Annotated in this window: 15 protein-coding genes and 1 pseudogene; 12 read left to right on the top strand and 4 right to left on the bottom strand. The window is 39.8% G+C overall.

Annotated elements, in window-relative coordinates:
* The 4 genes and pseudogenes from AB1A03_RS08235 to AB1A03_RS08250 form a co-directional block, all read left to right on the top strand.
* Positions 1 to 302 (top strand): annotated as a pseudogene (locus tag AB1A03_RS08235) (methyl-accepting chemotaxis protein); the annotation flags it as partial.
* Between the two features lie 62 nt (positions 303 to 364).
* Positions 365 to 796 carry a hypothetical protein gene (locus AB1A03_RS08240; protein WP_354624196.1) on the top strand — a complete coding sequence of 144 codons (432 nt, stop codon included), beginning with the start codon at positions 365 to 367 and terminating at the stop codon, positions 794 to 796.
* A gap of 151 nt (positions 797 to 947) precedes the next feature.
* Positions 948 to 1,214, top strand: a complete 267-nt coding sequence (locus AB1A03_RS08245; protein ID WP_354624197.1) for a methyl-accepting chemotaxis protein — start codon at positions 948 to 950, stop codon at positions 1,212 to 1,214.
* Positions 1,211 to 1,828, top strand: coding sequence for a methyl-accepting chemotaxis protein (locus tag AB1A03_RS08250; protein WP_354624198.1), 618 nt, complete (start codon positions 1,211 to 1,213; stop codon positions 1,826 to 1,828). The genes AB1A03_RS08245 and AB1A03_RS08250 overlap by 4 nt, the downstream gene beginning before the upstream one ends.
* Positions 1,829 to 2,498: 670 nt before the next feature.
* On the opposite strand, the gene AB1A03_RS08255 is transcribed toward AB1A03_RS08250, so the two are convergent.
* Both AB1A03_RS08255 and AB1A03_RS08260 read right to left on the bottom strand, forming a co-directional pair.
* Positions 2,499 to 3,782: a glycoside hydrolase family 16 protein gene (locus AB1A03_RS08255; RefSeq protein WP_354624242.1), complete on the bottom strand. Its 1,284-nt coding sequence runs from the start codon at positions 3,780 to 3,782 to the stop codon at positions 2,499 to 2,501.
* Entirely contained in the window at positions 3,677 to 4,096 is a 420-nt protein-coding gene (locus tag AB1A03_RS08260) for a glycoside hydrolase family 16 protein (RefSeq protein ID WP_354624199.1), read from the bottom strand. The genes AB1A03_RS08255 and AB1A03_RS08260 overlap by 106 nt, the downstream gene beginning before the upstream one ends.
* Before the next feature lie 741 nt (positions 4,097 to 4,837).
* Between AB1A03_RS08260 and AB1A03_RS08265 the strand changes: the two genes are divergently transcribed.
* From AB1A03_RS08265 to AB1A03_RS08300, 8 genes are all read left to right on the top strand, one after another.
* Positions 4,838 to 7,444 carry an immunoglobulin-like domain-containing protein gene (locus AB1A03_RS08265; protein WP_354624201.1) on the top strand — a complete coding sequence of 869 codons (2,607 nt, stop codon included), beginning with the start codon at positions 4,838 to 4,840 and terminating at the stop codon, positions 7,442 to 7,444.
* Positions 7,405 to 8,010 (top strand): carbohydrate binding domain-containing protein, encoded by a 606-nt coding sequence (locus tag AB1A03_RS08270; protein ID WP_354624202.1) that lies wholly within the window; start codon positions 7,405 to 7,407, stop codon positions 8,008 to 8,010. The genes AB1A03_RS08265 and AB1A03_RS08270 overlap by 40 nt, the downstream gene beginning before the upstream one ends.
* 464 nt (positions 8,011 to 8,474) lie before the next feature.
* Entirely contained in the window at positions 8,475 to 9,218 is a 744-nt protein-coding gene (locus AB1A03_RS08275; protein ID WP_354624203.1) for a hypothetical protein, read from the top strand.
* The gene (locus AB1A03_RS08280) at positions 9,188 to 11,314 is read left to right on the top strand and encodes a carboxypeptidase-like regulatory domain-containing protein (protein WP_354624204.1); all 2,127 of its coding nucleotides are present in this window, start codon (positions 9,188 to 9,190) and stop codon (positions 11,312 to 11,314) included. The genes AB1A03_RS08275 and AB1A03_RS08280 overlap by 31 nt, the downstream gene beginning before the upstream one ends.
* A gap of 399 nt (positions 11,315 to 11,713) precedes the next feature.
* Complete coding sequence (locus AB1A03_RS08285) at positions 11,714 to 12,109, top strand: hypothetical protein (RefSeq protein ID WP_354624205.1); 396 nt, start codon at positions 11,714 to 11,716, stop codon at positions 12,107 to 12,109.
* 120 nt (positions 12,110 to 12,229) lie between these two features.
* Positions 12,230 to 12,628, top strand: coding sequence for a hypothetical protein (locus AB1A03_RS08290; protein ID WP_354624206.1), 399 nt, complete (start codon positions 12,230 to 12,232; stop codon positions 12,626 to 12,628).
* Positions 12,629 to 12,654: 26 nt separating this feature from the next.
* Positions 12,655 to 13,581 carry a hypothetical protein gene (locus AB1A03_RS08295; RefSeq protein ID WP_354624207.1) on the top strand — a complete coding sequence of 309 codons (927 nt, stop codon included), beginning with the start codon at positions 12,655 to 12,657 and terminating at the stop codon, positions 13,579 to 13,581.
* 667 nt (positions 13,582 to 14,248) lie between these two features.
* Positions 14,249 to 15,751 carry an NHL repeat-containing protein gene (locus AB1A03_RS08300; protein WP_354624208.1) on the top strand — a complete coding sequence of 501 codons (1,503 nt, stop codon included), beginning with the start codon at positions 14,249 to 14,251 and terminating at the stop codon, positions 15,749 to 15,751.
* A gap of 206 nt (positions 15,752 to 15,957) precedes the next feature.
* On the opposite strand, the gene AB1A03_RS08305 is transcribed toward AB1A03_RS08300, so the two are convergent.
* Entirely contained in the window at positions 15,958 to 17,043 is a 1,086-nt protein-coding gene (locus AB1A03_RS08305; protein ID WP_354624209.1) for a family 16 glycosylhydrolase, read from the bottom strand.
* Positions 17,044 to 17,206: 163 nt separating this feature from the next.
* Entirely contained in the window at positions 17,207 to 18,226 is a 1,020-nt protein-coding gene (locus AB1A03_RS08310; RefSeq protein WP_354624210.1) for a MalM family protein, read from the bottom strand.
* Positions 18,227 to 18,255: the final 29 nt, after the last annotated feature.

Here is an 18,255-nt window from a genome sequence, read left to right on the forward strand (position 1 = left end):
TGTACGCCGGATTTTCCGTGATGGTAGCACTATTTATTGCGACTGTGATGTTAATGTTGAACGGTACAAGTCGTATTTATAATGAGCTTGAATCCGTGAGTATGGATGTTTTGCCGCTTGTGACGTTAGCCAATCAAAGTAGCGTCAAGTTACTGATTGCTGATAAAACATTTAAAGATTTTTTAACCAGCCAAGATGCGCTACGAATGCAAAGTTACGAAGAAAAATTTAGCTTAGCACATCAGGACTTTAGTAATACGCTGACCAAATTGGCCTCATTGAGCGCCAAAATCCCAAATTAAATGGACAATTAAGTGAATTACAGGCTCTAAGAGAGCGTTACTTTATTGAATCAAATATCGCGATGAATAATTACAAAATGCAATTATCTGCGCAACAAGAACGGCAGATAACAGCACGTCGCTTTCAAAAGCTACAAACTGATTTACGTTTAGGAATGATTGAATATATTAATGAAAAAGGCACTGATATTGTTAAAATCTTAGCAAAAGGATATTTTGATAAATTAAAGTCAATTGAAACAATCATTTCCGATGCACTTTCCAGTGATGATATCAATAAAATTAGCCAAGCAATAAAAACCAACAAGCGAAGTGTGACACGATTGAAGTTTGCTTATCAGAGTATTGCCACTCAATTACCTGGTTTCAAGGAGGAGTTTGAGGCATCGACGATGCAGTTCATCGAAGATGTAGGTAGTAAAGGAGGGGTGCTGAATGACATTTCATGTTCGTTAATGCCCGGGTTCTTTTATATGCGAACATATCTGTCCTAGCTGCTGAAATTGATCAAGCATTATGATATTCTTGCTCAGTTTCGAGGTGAGGGTGAGCGATTACTTACCAATTCGATTGAAACTGCGAATGAAATCTATTTGGATGGTTATGCTCAGGCGCTTTTAATTGGAGGTGGCGTTACGGTATTTCTTGAACTTTCTTGCGTGGTTACTTTCTCAGAATGTGCGTAAACCACTCATTTCTATTCTTAACGCACTTGAAGCATTAACGGCAGGGGATATGACCGTTAGAGTGAATAGCAATACATTTATTGAATTTAACCAACTTAGTGACCATATAAATACACTTGCATCTAATCTGCAAAATATATTGCGTAAATTAAGTGCAACAGCCGGCGATTTAGCCGAAGTATCTGCTGAAATAAATCAGTCATGGAGGTCTCTAGGGCGCGTTTGAATGAACAGCGTAATCAAACAGCCTCGGTGGCAACAGCAATGACAGAGATGGAGCATTCCGTTAAAGATGTTGCATCTAGCGCACAGAGCTCTATGGATAAGGTTCGTGATGTTGAAGTCTCTGCGCAAACTGGGCGCGATATCATGAGTGATAACATTTCTACCATTCATCAATTATCGGATAAATTGAATGAATCGGTTACAGTTGTTTTAACGGTGCAAGATATGAGTAGTAACATAGGCTCTATTTTGGATGTTATTCGTCATATAGCCGCACAAACCAATTTACTTGCGCTTAATGCCGCCATTGAAGCGGCTCGCGCTGGTGAGCTAGGAAGAGGTTTTGCTGTTGTGGCCGATGAAGTGCGAGTTTTAGCTGAAAGGACGACAAAATCAACGGCTGAAATTGAAGATATGATTAATAACCTCCAGTCAAAATCGGGGCAAGCCTCTACAGTAATGCAAGGTTGTGTCAGCGAAATGAATAAAACCTTAATGCAAACATCCAATGCTAATAGTGCAATGGAAGAAATTCAGGCAAATATTATTGAAATAAGTAAAATGAGCTATCATATTGCTAGTGCTGCTGATGAGCAAAGCTCAACAACGAATTGAATCGCTCGGAGCCTAAAACATTAGCCAGATAGCGGATGATAACAATTCTTCAATGGAAAAAGTCACACAGGTGACTGGTCAATTAGATGAGTTAGCTCATCAACAAAATGAATTGGTGCATCGTTTTAAAGTATAAAAATGAAGGCGATAATATCAAATTAATGAAGTAAGTGTTATTTGCCTATGTTTAAAGGGAAGTGTTTAAAAATGTGTGTCATTTCAGTTGCATAGAATAAAACAGTAAGGGCATTTTTTTTGAACACTACCTGTAAATTTTTAAGTGCCATTCTCTGCTATATTTTTAAGCGTGTAGCAATTACAGCCCCCCCTCAATAATAGCAGCTTGATTTATATGACCATTGCACACTGCGATAGTCATATACCTGCTTAGTCCACGCATTATTTGCTGACTTTGATTTCCAAATATCATGAGTTATACCAATCGGATTGGTATTAATAGTGGTGATGTACTCTCTTGCCATAGCCAACTAAATGAGATTATAAGCACGATTCAGTGGTAAGTGGAAAGTCTTAATCGATGAGATAAGTGGGATGTTTAACTATTGTTATTACTAATGGTAGATTGACCAAAGCGGAAATAAAATTAATGTGGTTGATAGTCAGCTATTCAACGACATTGTGATTATTCTAAATTTTCTAAGATAAGCTTTTATTTAGATGCATATTCAAAACGAATGTTATCAACTTTCATGGTCATTGGACCTAATGGTTCAATTACTAAAATGTTACGGATTCTTGATATATCAGCTTTACCACCCGCAAAGCGGTTACCACGTGAAATCAAATCTGCTACATTAATACGGACTTCACTCCATGTTCCGACTGCAGGCTGTTCGATGGCAATATCACTTGCATTAGGCCAGCCGCTATCCATTTTTATTAATAGATCCGGGTTGCCCTCTTTACTGACGATATTAAGGTCAAAGACAAGTTCACCGCCGTCCATCCAGTGGCTCATATCAGTTTGTGGTGCTCGAAGATAAACATTACCGACATCGCCAGTTTTGGTTATTTTCCAAACTTTACCGCGACCTTCTTCATCAACTTCTTCCTGTGTGACCACCTTTTTCGGATCATAACCGTCAAATGCAGCACCAACCGCTAAAGCATCATTGTAAACATTAAAAACAGGTCCTTTACCAAAATTGCCGTCACCGATTAGAATTTCAGGTTCAGGTGTTCCTTCAACTAATTTGGCCTCTTCTGATACCGCTGCACAACCTTTACCTTTCCAGCGATCCGCTGAACAGCGATAGACGCGCACATAGTCAATGGCTAATGTTTGTGGGAATACTGATGAATCAATTCCACCGTCATTAGCGTTAGCTGCCCAATTGCCACCAACAGCAAGATTTAACAACATATGGAATTTTTGATCGAAGGGCGCATTTTTGCCGCCACTCACATAAACACCATCTTCCATATGCTGGCTATACCAACCATCAGCTCTTTGCGTTGCAAAGTGAACATTATCCAAATACCAGCGAATTTCACCTTCTTCCCATTCGATGGCATAAGTATGGAAATCATCGGCTGGGTTTACATTGCCAGGTAGATGTGTTGCTTGACCTGTAAAAACATTATCAGGCCAAGGCTTGCCGTAGTGGAGGCTACCAAATACACGTGATTCTAACTCGCCATCGGCAGCGCCTGTTTCAGTAGAAGCCGTTTTTAGGTTTACTGCTTCCATAATATCTATTTCACCTGATGCTGCCCAGCCGCCGTAGACCCAATCGGTTGGCAACATCCAAAATGCAGGCCAAGTACCTTGACCGTATGGTAATTTTGCACGTACTTCAAAACGACCATATTTCCAGTTGCCTTTACCTACTGAGCGTAATTTTGCAGAGGTATAAGGGAGTGTTCGGGTGCCTGGGTTACCATCAGCATTATCAGGGCCTGTAAACTGCCTTTTTTGGCGACAATATTTAATTTGCCATCTTCAATGAAGGCATTACTTTTACGTGTCGTATAGCATTGTTGTTCATTGTTACCACCACCCCAACAATCAGCGACGAATTCCCATTTCTTTTTATCAATTTCATCACCATCAAATTCATCGCTCCAGAGTAAATCCCACTTTTCGCTTGGTTTTAGCGGAGCCGCTGTGAGTACGAGAGCCTTTGGCGTTGATGTCTTTTCTAACACATTATCTTCAGTGTTAGCCTTATTATCAGAGGATGCACAGCCAGCTAAAGTAACCGCTAATGCGACAGCTGACAATTTTGAGTAGGCGGGTTGTTTCATCTTTAATCCTGTCCTTATATAGATTTTAAAGTAAGCGCTTTCACTGTTAGTTATAGCACTGAAGCTTGTATCTTTAAATCTAATCTAGATATATGGATAATTTGATATCTTGATATGGGAGGAACTTCACATTTGTGTTTCGATTGGGCTAAAAATCCGTTAAACGGGGTTGCTGATAATTGATAGCAGATTTCGCACGATTTTGATAGGTGATTACTATAGGACCTATGATGTAAAAAAGAGCGTAATAAAAATATCGTTAATATATTCAATAGGAGTATAAAACTCTTTATGTATTAGCAGATGAGGGGAATTATAAGTTCATGTGTAAACATAAAAAAGTAGTTATTATTCAAGTGGTTATGTTTATTGTGTTTTGTTATTTATTAATAAAACATGAATTCTGTCGTTAGGTACGTAGTTGCTACTAAGTAGTTAATTTTATATAAACGTTAAATATATGTTGAATAAAAGTGATTGAAAAACGTGATGGATACCTCATGTAAGCGTTTTCTTTAGTGACTGAGATCGCTTTTTGTTTTGTTGTTGTTCGAAATATTTGCAACCTTGTGGTTTACTGATCTCCATAAACACATGCCCATTAATTTACTTTAAGTGTAGGGGCATGATTTTATCGGTAAACATTTTTCTTAAAAAGAAAGCGCTTTATTTCTGTGGTGGGTAAAAATACCACAGCATATATTGATGGAAAATTATGTTATTAACGTTAAGGATAAATAGATGAAAACAATTGCGGGTTTTAATTTGGCGAATGGTGCATTAATTGCGGCTCTATCATTAGCCATGGCTGGTTGTGGTGATGAAAGCAACAAAAACACATCAACACCTAGTCCTAGTGTAGACACTGAAGCTCCTGTAATACAATTACTTGGTGCAGCTTCTGTTGATGTAATAAAAAATTCTAACTATGTAGATGCAGGGGTTACGGTCACCGATAATGTCGATAAAAACTTAACTGCTAGCCAAACTGGTACCGTAGATACGGCCGTGACTGGTACATATACATTGACATTCAATGCTACAGATACGGCTGGTAATGTTGCTCAGGCTGTCACAAGAACCGTTGTTGTAAAAGATGCTACTGGTGTCGATACTGAAGCTCCAGTGATCACCTTAGTGGGCGCAGCTTCGGTAACTATAAATTTGAATGATACCTACATTGATTTAGGCGCTACTGCATCTGATAATGTGGACGGAAATATTACCAGCGACATCGTTGTTGATGCTACTGCGGTAGATTCTTCTACTATTGGTGCTTATACCGTCACATATAATGTAATGGATGCGGCGGGTAATGTAGCAGCAGACGTGACTCGTCAAGTTAATGTAGTAGAAGCAAATAGCGCAATTATTACCAATGGTGATTTTGCTACTGCACTCGGTGATGAATGGTACTTTGAATTAGGAGGCGGGATCCCAACCATCATTAATGGTGAATTGGTTATTGTTGATCTTTCTCCTGGTGGTAACCCATGGGAAGGTCGTTTAGTGCAACAAACCGATTCGGTTCTTGCTGATGGAGCAACTTATAAAATCAAATTTGATGCTAAAGCTGAACAAGCTCGAGGCATGTTAATTCAGTTAGGTAAGTTACTAGACGCTGACCCATATTTCGATAATTTTGTTGAAGATATTCCAGTTGACTTAACGACAGCAATGCAAACATTTGAGCTAGTTGTGACAATTGATAATCCGCTTTCTTTGAATGCTGACCTTATATTCTCACTTGGTGCTGGTTTAGCAACCGATGTGACACTTGATAATATTTCTATCACTGAATACGATGCTGAGGATACAGAAGCACCAGTAATCACATTGCTTGGTGAATCAACTGTTAACATCGATAATGGTGCTGTTTATGTCGATCCAGGCGTCACTATCACTGATAATGTGGATACTGGTTTAGTTGTTGTAGTCGGTGGGGATAGTGTGAATTCCGCTGTTGATGGGACTTACGTCGTTACTTATAATGTGACGGATGCGGCTGGTAATGCTGCAACAGAAGTTACCAGAACGGTAATTGTTAGTTCGGACGATTTAGTTGCTCCGATCATTACTTTAGTGGGTGCATCTTCAGTTACTGTTAATTTAAATGATAGCTATGTTGAACCAGGCGCAACGGCATCAGATAACGTCGATGGGGATATTACTGCGAATATTATTGTTGATGACTCTAATGTTGATACATCGATTGTCGGTGTTTACACTGTGACATATAACGTGGTAGATGCGGCGGGTAATAATGCCACAGAAATCCAGCGTCAAGTCAATGTGATCGATCCTAGCAATGTTATTGTTAAAAATGGTGGTTTTGATAACGCAATAGTGCCTACTGAGTGGGTTTTACAGGAAGGTGCTGGTACAATTACGATTGTTGATGGCGAATTAGTCGTTGAAGGCATTGCACCAGGTGCAGCATATAACCAATGTTTAGTTCAGGGAGATTTAGTCTTAGTACCAGGTACACAATATAAATTATCGTTTGATGCTCGCGTTGCAGAAGCGAGAAGTATCACTGTGCAACTCGGCGAGTTACTTTCAGGCGCTCCTTGGTTTAATACATTCACTGACGATACCATTGTCCCTTTAACAACCACAATGGGTACTCATGAAATTGTATTTACTGCGAGTGCTAATGCTGCTAATTCTGGCAATCTAATCTTTGCTTTAGGTGCTGGAGTATCAACAACTGTTACCTTTGACAATATTGCAATTACTGAGATCACTGATGCGGATATTGCACCGGTCATTACTCTTTTAGGTGATGCGAATGTTGTTATCTCTGTGGGTGACTCTTATGTTGACGCGGGAGTTACAGCGCAAGATAACCTTGATGGCGATGTGACTGCCAATGTCATTATCAATAATCCAGTTGATGAAACGACTGCAGGTACTTACATTGTGACTTACGATGTGACAGATAGTGATGGTAATGCAGCCGCTCAAATGACCAGAACAGTTAATGTTGTTGAAGGTGGTGGTGTAACTAATTTAATTCCTAATGGTGATTTTTCATTAGGTAAAGCCTCATGGGAGGGTAATTATACCGTCACTAATGGTGTTGCCTCTATTGCAATTAATGGTGGTGAATCAAGAATATCACAACAAAAAATAGCTATTGGAGCCGTTACACCAGGGCAAGATTTAGTACTGAGTTTTGATATAAAGGAACAGCTGAAAATGGCGCTGTCTTTAATGGTAACGTACAAACATTTGACCCAACAGGAGTTACTGCAACCGCCGTGCTCGATAACGTTGTACCTACGGATACTTGGCAAACGATTACAATGCCATTTACTGTTGGGCCAAAAGCTGACTGGGGACTAAATATTTTATTGGGCCCTGTATGTGGTGCGGTTGCTGGTTGTGCCATGAATGTTGAACTTGACAACATCTTAATTGCCGCTGCTGGTGGTGAGCCAATTGCACCTGTTGATCCAGGTACCCCAGGTGAACCTGTTGCAGGTAATTTAGTACCAAATGGTGATTTTGCAAGTGGGCTTACAGGGTGGGAGAGTAATGCAACCATCGTTGATGGTGCAGCCTTTATTTCAATAGAAGGCGGTGAGTCAAGATTAGTTAAGCAAAAATTTGCGATTGGAGAGGTCATTCCTGGGCAACAATATACCCTTAGCTTCGCGCTTAAAGGTTCATCAGCTGATGGTGCTGTCTTCAATGGTAATGTGCAAACCTTTGACCCCACGGGTGTTTCTGCTACAGCGGTGATGGATAATATTACTCCAACTCCTACGTGGCAGACATACACAATGGACTTCACCGCTGGCGCTAAGGCTGATTGGGGATTCAATCTGTTAATGGGGCCTGTATGTGGTGCTGTAGCTGGTTGTGCAATGGATGTCTATATAGATAACGTCGCTATTGTCGCTAAATAGTGTAAGTTTATAGTTAAAAACCCCTTGACGTTAGCGTTAAGGGGTTTTTTTATCTCTAAAATAAAATACAAAAGAGCAATTTAAGTCAGTTTTACTTATTTGTTTTGATGTACTGGGTGATAACTATGAGTATCACTTCTCGACGATCATTTACAATCTCGCGATTGTCCAATCAACTCTGTTGATAAAAACAAAAAAAAAGTGTGAATAATCTCTCGTGGAAGCGCTTTCTTTGGTGATACTGATCCCGTTATCAAATTACGTATAATTGTATAATTGTATAATTACATGCGCTGTAGCCGTTGGCTCAGATAATGTACATTATTGCTCATTTCATGAACACGTAAATACGTTTCAACGGTAAATATTTTTAATAAGATACAACCTTAGGTAAGTAAATATGAAAAAAATAAATGGTTTTAAATTAGCTAATGCTGCTTTAGCAAGTGCTTTAATATTAGCACTTGCCAGGCTGTGCGGATGATCCTGCTTCTGATTCTTCAGATATTCCTGTTGTAACGCCACCGCCAGTGACCCCGCCACCTGTGACGCCCCCTCCAGTTGAAGGCCCTGTTGTGGTGGTTGATATTGATGGTACTTTTGAAACATTTGGCGGTGTTGATACAACCACACCAACGGATCCTGTTAAAGGGCAAGTAACCCAGTTTACCATCGGTTCAGAACCCTCTGTAGCTGGTTTTCAAAGTGCGACACCTGTTGATGTTAGTGCTGTTGCGGATACGGGATCATTAACTTTTGATTTTAAGCTAGTTAATGATGCTTTACCTGGTGTGAAAGCGCTTACTAGATCTGTTAGTGCTGTTGCCTGGAAAGTGAAAATTGAAAGTGATGATGGCACAGCTATCGAACTTGATCTGCCTGGTGGGTCTCCAACGGTGGGAGAATGGCGTGAAGTCAGTATTTTGCTGTCAGATTTAGCGAATGATATTGATCTTTCTGCTATCAGTAAAGTCATGGTATTTCCTGCATGGGGAAGTGGTAATGGTGCTGTTTATCAGGTTGCTAATGTCGCTTTTGTTGGTGACTTAGATGGTAGTGGCCCTGGTATTCAAATACCTGAAGGTGATCTCTATTTATTTCATTCCACTAATGAACAAAATGTTTATATGCAATATTGGGGGATACTTGGGATTCTAATTCCATCATTAATGATCAAGTGCAAGACAATAGTTATGAGAAAGTTTTAAACATTACTAGTGGTAATGGCTGGGGCGGCAATAACGCTGTCATTGCGTGGGGTAATGAAGCACAAAACGTGATTGATACATCCGCTTACACACATGTTAAGTTTAAGGTTAAAGCGACTAATTTGACGTCTGTTGAAGTTGTAGTACAAAATTCACGAGGTGAAGAGTCTAAGAAAAGTTATGCTATTAGTAGTGGCAAGTCACTAGCTGGTGGCTGGGTTGAAATGGAAGCAACTTTACCTGGTTATGTTGATATGAATTGGTTCGCCTTAAATATTAATGGTATTCAGCCAGGATTGGCTTTGCTGACGGATATTACCTTTGTTACAAAAGATGCGCCGCCACCTGTAATTATTGATGGTCCACTGTATATCTTCCATTCAGACCATGCTGATTCTGTTTATATGCAATACTGGGGTGATACATCAAATTCAGGTACCACGATCAGCGATGCAGTTCAATATCCAACTTACAGTAAAGTTCTGAAGCTAAATAGTGGCACAAATTGGGGCAATATGGCGATTATCCTTTGGGGTAATGAGGCTGCTAATGCAGTTGATATTTCAGCCTATACCCATGTTAAATTCAAAGTTAAAGCAACAACTTTGGATGCCATTGAAGTCATCGTTCAGAATAGCGCTGATGTAGAATCGAAAATAGGTTATCTAATCAGTAAAGGTAAACCATTAGCCGATGGTTGGGTTGAAATGGAAGCTGCATTGCCAGGTTATACCGACATGACTTGGTTTGGTTTGACATTCAATGGTGCTGAGCCAGGTTCTGTTTTACTTGCTGATGTAGAATTTGTCACGCAGGAGATTGTAGTTGTTGGTCCAGATACTGCCGCACCTATTCCACCGCAACTAAGTGATTCAGAGGCATTGGTCTTGTATAGTGATTCGTTAAAACAAGACAAATTTGTGTCAGTATGGAATTCAAATTGGTGGAATGCACCTATTTATTCAGAAGGGAATGTTGATGGTGATAAATACGCAAAATATGAGATAACGGACTTAGGTACTACCTGTGGTGTAGTCGGGTTAGAGTTTGGTATTGAATATGGTGTAGTTGATGCCTCTGCGCACAATACATTTAATTTTGATATGTATGTTGAACCGGGCGTTAGTAAAATCTCGGTTCAATTATCTTCAGATGCGGGCAATACATTTTATGAACTGGATAATCCTATCACTGGGCAGTGGATCTCTCATGAAACGCTATTTTCTGAGATGACGGGAGCTGCTGGTGATTTAGATGCTAGTACGCTTAAATTTATTGGCTTGCAATTATGGGGTGAGGCAGGTAAAGCAATCTACGTTGATAATATCTATTTCTCAGGTCAATCTGTATTTTCAGATTTGGCGGTAACAGTGAAAGATAGTAATAGCGCAGTCATTCCAAATGCAGTTGTATCTGTTGGTAGCTTAGCTGAGGCAAGTACGAAAGCGACTACGAATGCAAATGGCATAGCAACATTAAATATTCCAGAAGGTGATCATAAGATATTTGTGGATGTGGAAGGTATGGCAATAGCTAAAACTGTAAAATCTAATGTTGGTGGTGGTGTGTTGGATATCTCGATGGAGCCTCGCTATCCTGCTCCCGCTGTTGCAGCTCCGAACCCTACCATAGACAATGCAGCGGCATTAACATTATATAGCGATAGTTTATCGGTAGATAAAGGAATCTCATACTGGTCTGATAACTGGTGGAATGCGCCTCGCTTCTCTGAAGTTAAAATCTCAGGGAATAATACTGCGAGTTTCCAAGTACTTCCTGATGGTGTTGCGGGTGGTGTTACTGGGATCCAGTACGGGATTGTTGGTGGAGTAGTCGATGCTTCCGATAAAACGGGGATGCGTTTTGATTTTTATGCCACTGCTGGTGTCACAAAAACTGAATTTCAGGTTGTATCAGGAGGCGGTAGTGGTGTTACTACTCTGAATTCAGTTACAACGGGGCAGTGGGTAACTATTGACTTAGTATTTGCAGATTTTGCAGGAACATTTGATGCGTCTACCTTATCACAATTAGGTTTAGCTATTCATGGTTCAACAAAAGATACGGTCTACTTAGACAACATTTACTTCTATTAGATAAATGAGTCTGCCTGAGATGGTGAATGATTTATTAGTGTTGTAAATTTATTCATGTATCGTGATTTACTAAACGGCCTTGCTCCCTATTATTCTGGAGTAAGGCCGTTTTATTCCTGTAAATTTTATTTGTAGAGCATGCTGTAAACAAAAATGAGAGCTAAGCATCACTATTGTGATAAGAGGTGGGATTTTGGTTGTCAAAGTCCCTTTGTAGAAATATTATCTAATAATAAATATCCACGGAAGCGCTTACTTGTAAATTGAAAGCGCTTTCTTATTTTGTTTATTTAAAAAGGATAGGTAGCAAGTTGGACATGCAATTTAAGTAACTCGTTATTACACATTAGCTGTGGTTATAACAACGATGGAAATCACTATGAAACAAAGGAAAATACAATGAAGAATATAAGTTTTAAAATGGGTCTAATAGCGCTTATGTCGTTATTTATAATTGCCTGTGCAGATGACCCTGTATCGGAAACGGATCCAGCACCAGTCCCTGAGACAGGCCTTCAGCCACAAGCGAAAGTATCTGATGATGCAGCACCTTTATCTAATTCAGGTGAGCAAATTCTTGGTAATCCAAACTATCCTGCTATCTCATATGGTGCTTGGAGAACTGATACTCGTGAATCTGGCGCAATTGTTCCGACCGTTGCGCAACAAAAAGAGGATATGAAAATCCTAGCTGCAATGGGTATTAAAGTATTACGTACTTACAATACGCAAGGCTATATTGGTGATGATGGTAAGAGTAATACAGAAAACCTCTTGATGCTATTGATGAATTAATGGCAGAAGATCCCAATTTTGAAATGTATGTGATGTTAGGGGTGTGGATTGATGCACTAAATTCATGGGACAGACCTAGAAGTAATACATACTGAAGAGAATCCTGCGAATGCATTAGAAATGGCTAAGGCTGTGGAACTTGCTAAAACATATCCTGAAATCATTAAAGTGATTGCGGTTGGTAATGAGGCTATGGTGCACTGGGCTCCTTATCATGTTGCACCTGCAATCATTCTTGGTCATGTCAATGCGTTACAAGCGTTAAAAGCATCGGGCGATATTGATTCATCAATTTGGATCACTAGCTCAGATAACCATGCTTCGTGGTCTGGTGTAGGTGATTATGAAAGTGATGATTTAGCGGCTTTGGTGGCTGCGGTAGACTACATATCATTACATACTTATCCTTTTCACGATACGCACTATGCGCCAGACTTTTGGAAAGTGCCTAATGATGAGGCTAACTTAACGGTACAAGAAGCTGATGCGGCGATGATTCGTGCAAAGATCTCGCTTTAGAACAGTTTAAAGCGGGTCAAGACTACATGTTAAGCTTAGATATTAATAAGCCTATTCATCTTGGCGAAACGGGTTGGGCATCTACAGCTAATTATCTCTACGGGGAAGCTGGTTCAGGTGCTGCTGATGAATACAAAGAAAAGGCGTATTACGATGCAATGCGTGCATGGTCCAATGAGTTTGGTGCTTCTTTATTCTTCTTTCAAGCCATTGATGAGCCATGGAAAGGGGATGCAACTAACCCGGGTGATTCAGAAAAACACTTTGGTTTAATCAACATTGACTGTGAAGTGAAGTATGTGCTTTGGGATCTCGTTGATGCAGGTGCATTTGATGGATTAACACGAGATTGTGGTGTTGAAGGCTTTACTAAAACTGAGGGCGGTAATGAACAAGCTATTTTAGATTCAATCCTACAAATACCTCTCAAACCTGTCACTGGTGAACCTACTGAAGGCGAGTTCGTGGTGTTAGGTGACGCTCTATATAGTGGTGCTGCAGCTAATGGATGGGAACAAACTGCCTGGGCTGGTGTTAATGACGATACCGCGGTATTAACCATTGCTACGGATCCAGCTACCGCTAAAGATTGGGGTTGGGGAGCTGCTATCGATGTTGCTGGCAAGACTGAAGATATGAGTAATTACACTAAGCTCACTTTTGAAATTAGAGGTGTAGCAAGTGCAGAGAGCGTATTCCCAACATATCAATTTTCTGTTGGTTACCAAACAGATTTTGGTGAGTGGGGTACAAATGTTAATGTTCGAATGAATACTGCTGGCAAGATGCTAACCGAAGAGTTTGTTAAATACACGGTTAACTTAGCAGATTTAACGAGTTATAATGCTTCTCAACTTAGTAAAGTTAAGCAAACATTCATCGTTTTTGATCAGCAAGGTAGTCCCGTTACTAAAAGTTCGATTGAAGTAAGAAATATCTCTTGGTTGGAGTGATTCAATCATAATATCTACAATAAATGTTGTTAGATGTTATTTAAATAATCGATATTTTAGCGATTAATTAAACGACTTTGAATTATCATAGATATTCAGAGTCGTTTTTACTTTACGAAAATACTTTTATTTCAGTGATTCATTTTTATGGTGGAATGTCGGAAATTAGGTATAACTGTCACTATTTATTTTCTTCAACAGATATGTATCGATAGCAATTAAATCTAATATGCTAGATTCATCCTATCTATTGTTTAGGGCTATTAATAACCTTTGCTGTCGTTTTCATAGTCGTATTTGTTGATACGGTGTTGTGTTAATTCCCTGTTCCGTTGTCTTGCTTGATAAGTAGAAAATAAGCTTATGTGATGCCGCCACTGAATACGGTGTATAGTGAATATGAGTATAAACCTAGGCTGATTCAGGTCTGATACTATTACAAATGATGATAAATACCCCACAGGTGATGTTAATTGCTATCCATTATACTTTTTCATCTTTAAATGCTGCTAAACATTATCAATATGAGAGTTTTATGAAGGAATATTTACATTATATAGGGATAAGATTTCCCTTCTACTTTGCTTGTCATGCCTATTAATGGCTTGTGTTAGCACATCGGAAACTAAACCTGTACACCAACCTGGCACTTGCAGAGGTTATAACTGTGCCCTATAGCAGGGCTAGATTAGGTAAAATTGACGGTGTCACTGTTTGGTCTCTTGTCAATGCGCCAACGGGTGAACATCCTAATAAATCTTGGTTAGCGATTGGCTCAGACTCTGAGGGGGATATTTACATTTCGGGTCACGATCATATCAATAATTCCATGTTATATCGGTTGCAGCAAAGTGACGCTACCTTGCGCTGGGTTGGTGATGCACGAAGTGCATCGGAAAAGGCTAATAACTGGCATGTCGGCGAATCTGCAGAAAAATTTCATACGCGACCTATCGCACACGATGGCCGCATTTACGTAGCAACGCTTGATAAATCGGGCATGAATGACAGCTACTTGGCAACGCGAGGATTTCATTGGTATGGCTATGATAAGTTGACCAATGAGTTAATTGATTTAAGTGCAACAGAGCCCAATGGTGTTGCGGCAAAACATCTGCAGATTGTGACCATTCAAAAGGACCCTGAAAATAACCTTATTTACGGCATCTCTGTTCCGCAAAACAACCTGGTGAAATATGATATAAAAAATGGTGTCACCACTGTTTTAGGGCGGCCTTCACAATGGCAAGGTTATTTCTATTCTAATCGCTATATGTGGGTTGATTCCCGTGGCCGGGTCTATATTTCAGGGGGATCCACACGACACCAATGGCATCAAAAAGAGTTGTCAACCACCTTCGACCATATTTGGTATTATGATCCTGCCGTTGGTTTTGGTGAGTTACCCGAATTTTCACTTAAAGCAGCAAATGCCATTGAAATAGGGCAATGGGACCGCAAACATGAGCGGCTTTATGTCAGCGATGACCAAGGTAATATTTACCGATTCACCGATGCTAGTGCGAGCTGGGAGTTTTTAGGTCGCCCCGATTATAGCCGTACAGCAAAAACATGGATACTTCAGTTATCGCCTGACGAACGTAAAATTTATCTTGGTCGCAGCGATACGGGTGCTAGCCGTAATGCGATTTATGAGTATGATATTGCCACTGGCGATTCTTTTGAATTAGCCAATATTAAAGAACTTGATAGGCAGGCCGCTGCAAAAGATTTTATTACCGGTTATGATTCGTGGGATAATAATGGTAGCTTTTATATCGCTGCTTTTTCTATGAATGATGGTGACAATGTTCACATGCTTGGCATTAACCCGGTTCGCGTCAAAGTCGCTAAAGGTATGCTTCCTGAATTGATTGAGGTTAATGTTCATAAACAAGCAGGAAAGATTGTTATCACGCGTAGCGGCGAGGTTACAGCGCCATTAACGGTACTATATGAGGTAAATGCATTAACTAGCGATAACAGACGAAGCAGTCGTTACGGTGAATTAACTTTCGCTGCACAACAAAGTGAATTAAGTATTAATAGCTACTCGTTAGCAATGCCGATTAGTAGCGGTGAGGAAAAGAAATTTTTTACTATTGTAGGTGATGGTAACCTTTATATCATCGGCGATAATAGAGAGGTACTTTTAATTAATGAAAAGTAACTGTTGTATGTCATTGTGATGAGCTGTTAATAGGAGCTTACTGTTAACCTTCCTTCAATATTGCTACTCTTTTTCTTGTCCTACGCTGGGCTAGTTTGAAAACTAGCCCAGCATTTTAAGATGCAAAAAGTGAATAACATTCACCTCATGCTACCTCATACTCTGGTATGCGCTCTCGCGCCTGACAAAGTAACATGGGGATAGGTTTAATGAATAGATTTTTCTCTGCGTCTAAATAGACCAAGTATGGTTAAAGAGAGTAGGGCGAATACGCCAATGCTGCCACCACCACTGCTATTAACCGGTTCATTTATTCCTGGCTCTGTTATCTCAGGGTCGGTTATCTCAGGGTCGGTTATCTCAGGGTCGGTTATTTCAGGGTCGGTTATTACAGCATCTTCATTACAGTAAATGACCTCATTTTTAGTTGTAGCGGTGCAGTGTGCTACATAGTCCACTTCTAGTGTGGCTTTTTGTAAATCAGGGTCAATAGTACCGCCTAACATGCCCCCCATTGCAACATTGAGCAGTACAAACATCGGTTCTTCATATTGACTGCAGTTACGCAGATCCTGTGATGCTACTAGCGTATCATCTACGTAAAAAGAGATTTCATCCTTTGACCACTCCATGGCATAGTTATGCCAATCTAGTACATCTAGTGCACCATTTGGGTAGAAGTATAACTCTTCTCTACCGCAATCTGCACCTGTATTAAAGAAGTTAGTGATATAACTGTCTGGGCGATTGGAAAACCATTCCCATACATCAATTTCACCCGCACCCGGCTGTGGCCAATAGCTAAAATCATTGTCATTTTGAATTGGTTGTTGGTTAATTCTATTTTCTAACATCCAAAAAGCAGGCCAAGTTCCGCCTTCTAAATTGTGGTAACGGATCCGTGATTCAACTCTTCCATAGAGAAATTCATTTTTACCTTTACTATTTAAACGGCCTGAAGTCCATGTCTTAAATGTGCCATTTAAGCCTGGACAGTTTATATTTTTTTTACGGGCAATAATTTTTAATGTGCCATTAGAAACATCATAATTTTTCTCAGGTGAGCTATCATCATCGGTATAACATTGCGCTTCATTATTATAATTTGCTTCTGTTTGTGCAGTCCAGTTATCCCAGTTTACACCGCTTCCATCAAACGTATCTATCCATTGTACCTCCCATCCCGCCATGGTTGGCGCGCTCAGACATAACAAAGATGCTCCTGCGAATAGAGTGCGATAAGTGTGTAGCTGAGACAATGAATACTGCCTTGTTGTGGAAATTAGTTGCATGTTAACCCCTTTAATATTTTGTAAGCGCTTTCTTGTATATTAAATTAGGTAATGTAAAGGGCAATGTTTTTGCTCTGTAAATTGTAGCTTTATCACGAAAAAAGAAGAACACCCCAACGCCTATTTACATCTTTGCTTCGTTGGGGCAGTTAAATGATTTTGTTTATTTTTGGTACTTTTTCATCGCATCAAACATTGCATCACGCGCTTTCGTTGAGCCTGCTCGCTCTGCCTCTTCAACAAAATGCAGTGCTTTTTTGTAGTCTTCATTTTTTACTGATTTTTCAATTAAAAGAAGATACATTTCTTCACTTTCTGGTTGAATAGATTTATTAATGGGCGGCGTTGTAGCGGTAGCAGCTTCGCTAGTCGCTGATTGTTTTGTTGGCTGAATTGTGGCTTTGGGTTTGATGTTACTCATCTCTTTTGTAGCAACTATAGCCTGTGCTTTTTGACTGTCAGTGTTGCTCTCTTTTACCATTATATTTTTCGCTGAATTTTCGCCGTTGGGCTTGTAATCAAAGGCAAGTCTAACAACACCGGTTGCGGTATGGGGAAGAGGTTTGTTGTTATATTCTTTGATGATCAGGGCTTCTCGGCCTATTTCTGCCGATGATGGTTCCGGTAGAGTGAGCGTCGTTGTGCCCTGCATTGCTTTTTGTGTCGTTAGTATAATTAAATATTTTGCATGTCGATCATTATCAAATACAGCTGGAACTTCAATATTGGCGAAGAATCTATCAATGTTTAGTAAAGAACCACTTTGGTAGGTAATAGTTTCTTCTCCATATAGTCTTAGAGGTTCATATTGGTCATCTAATAATAAGATTGTTGGAACAAAAACACTTGATACTATGGGGGCCGATACCGCTACTTTTATTGACCCATCCGCTAGCGGAAGAGTGACACCTTGAACGAAAGATTTACCTGTAGTGAAATTAAATACATCACTTTTTTCTGTAATAACGAAGTCAAATGCATCAGGTTGAGAAATTGGCAAGTAATTCAGTTCGCTTAATGTGGTACAGCATACGGAAGCTTGCTCGAGTGCTTGATAACCAAGCGCGGGATTTATCTTTTGTAATTTATGTGTATCCTTGTCGCCGTAATCGATAAGCATACTGTTATTACTGCTGCACCCTGTGGCAAATATTATTAAACCGATAGCTAATATTATTTTCATTTTAATTCCTTGGTTAAAGCTAATATTAA

The organism is Psychromonas sp. MME2, assembly GCF_040566515.1.
Lineage (GTDB): Bacteria > Pseudomonadota > Gammaproteobacteria > Enterobacterales > Psychromonadaceae > Psychromonas.

Excerpts from the sequence above, each read along its gene's own strand:
- AB1A03_RS08285 (WP_354624205.1), top strand. The coding sequence starts at position 11,714 with ATGAAGAATATAAGTTTTAAAATGGGTCTAATAGCGCTTATGTCGTTA.
- AB1A03_RS08290 (WP_354624206.1), top strand. The coding sequence starts at position 12,230 with ATGGCTAAGGCTGTGGAACTTGCTAAAACATATCCTGAAATCATTAAA.
- AB1A03_RS08260 (WP_354624199.1), bottom strand. The coding sequence starts at position 4,096 with ATGAAACAACCCGCCTACTCAAAATTGTCAGCTGTCGCATTAGCGGTT.
- AB1A03_RS08295 (WP_354624207.1), top strand. The coding sequence starts at position 12,655 with ATGTTAAGCTTAGATATTAATAAGCCTATTCATCTTGGCGAAACGGGT.
- AB1A03_RS08310 (WP_354624210.1), bottom strand. The coding sequence starts at position 18,226 with ATGAAAATAATATTAGCTATCGGTTTAATAATATTTGCCACAGGGTGC.
- AB1A03_RS08305 (WP_354624209.1), bottom strand. The coding sequence starts at position 17,043 with ATGCAACTAATTTCCACAACAAGGCAGTATTCATTGTCTCAGCTACAC.
- AB1A03_RS08265 (WP_354624201.1), top strand. The coding sequence starts at position 4,838 with ATGAAAACAATTGCGGGTTTTAATTTGGCGAATGGTGCATTAATTGCG.
- AB1A03_RS08270 (WP_354624202.1), top strand. The coding sequence starts at position 7,405 with ATGCCATTTACTGTTGGGCCAAAAGCTGACTGGGGACTAAATATTTTA.
- AB1A03_RS08240 (WP_354624196.1), top strand. The coding sequence starts at position 365 with ATGAATAATTACAAAATGCAATTATCTGCGCAACAAGAACGGCAGATA.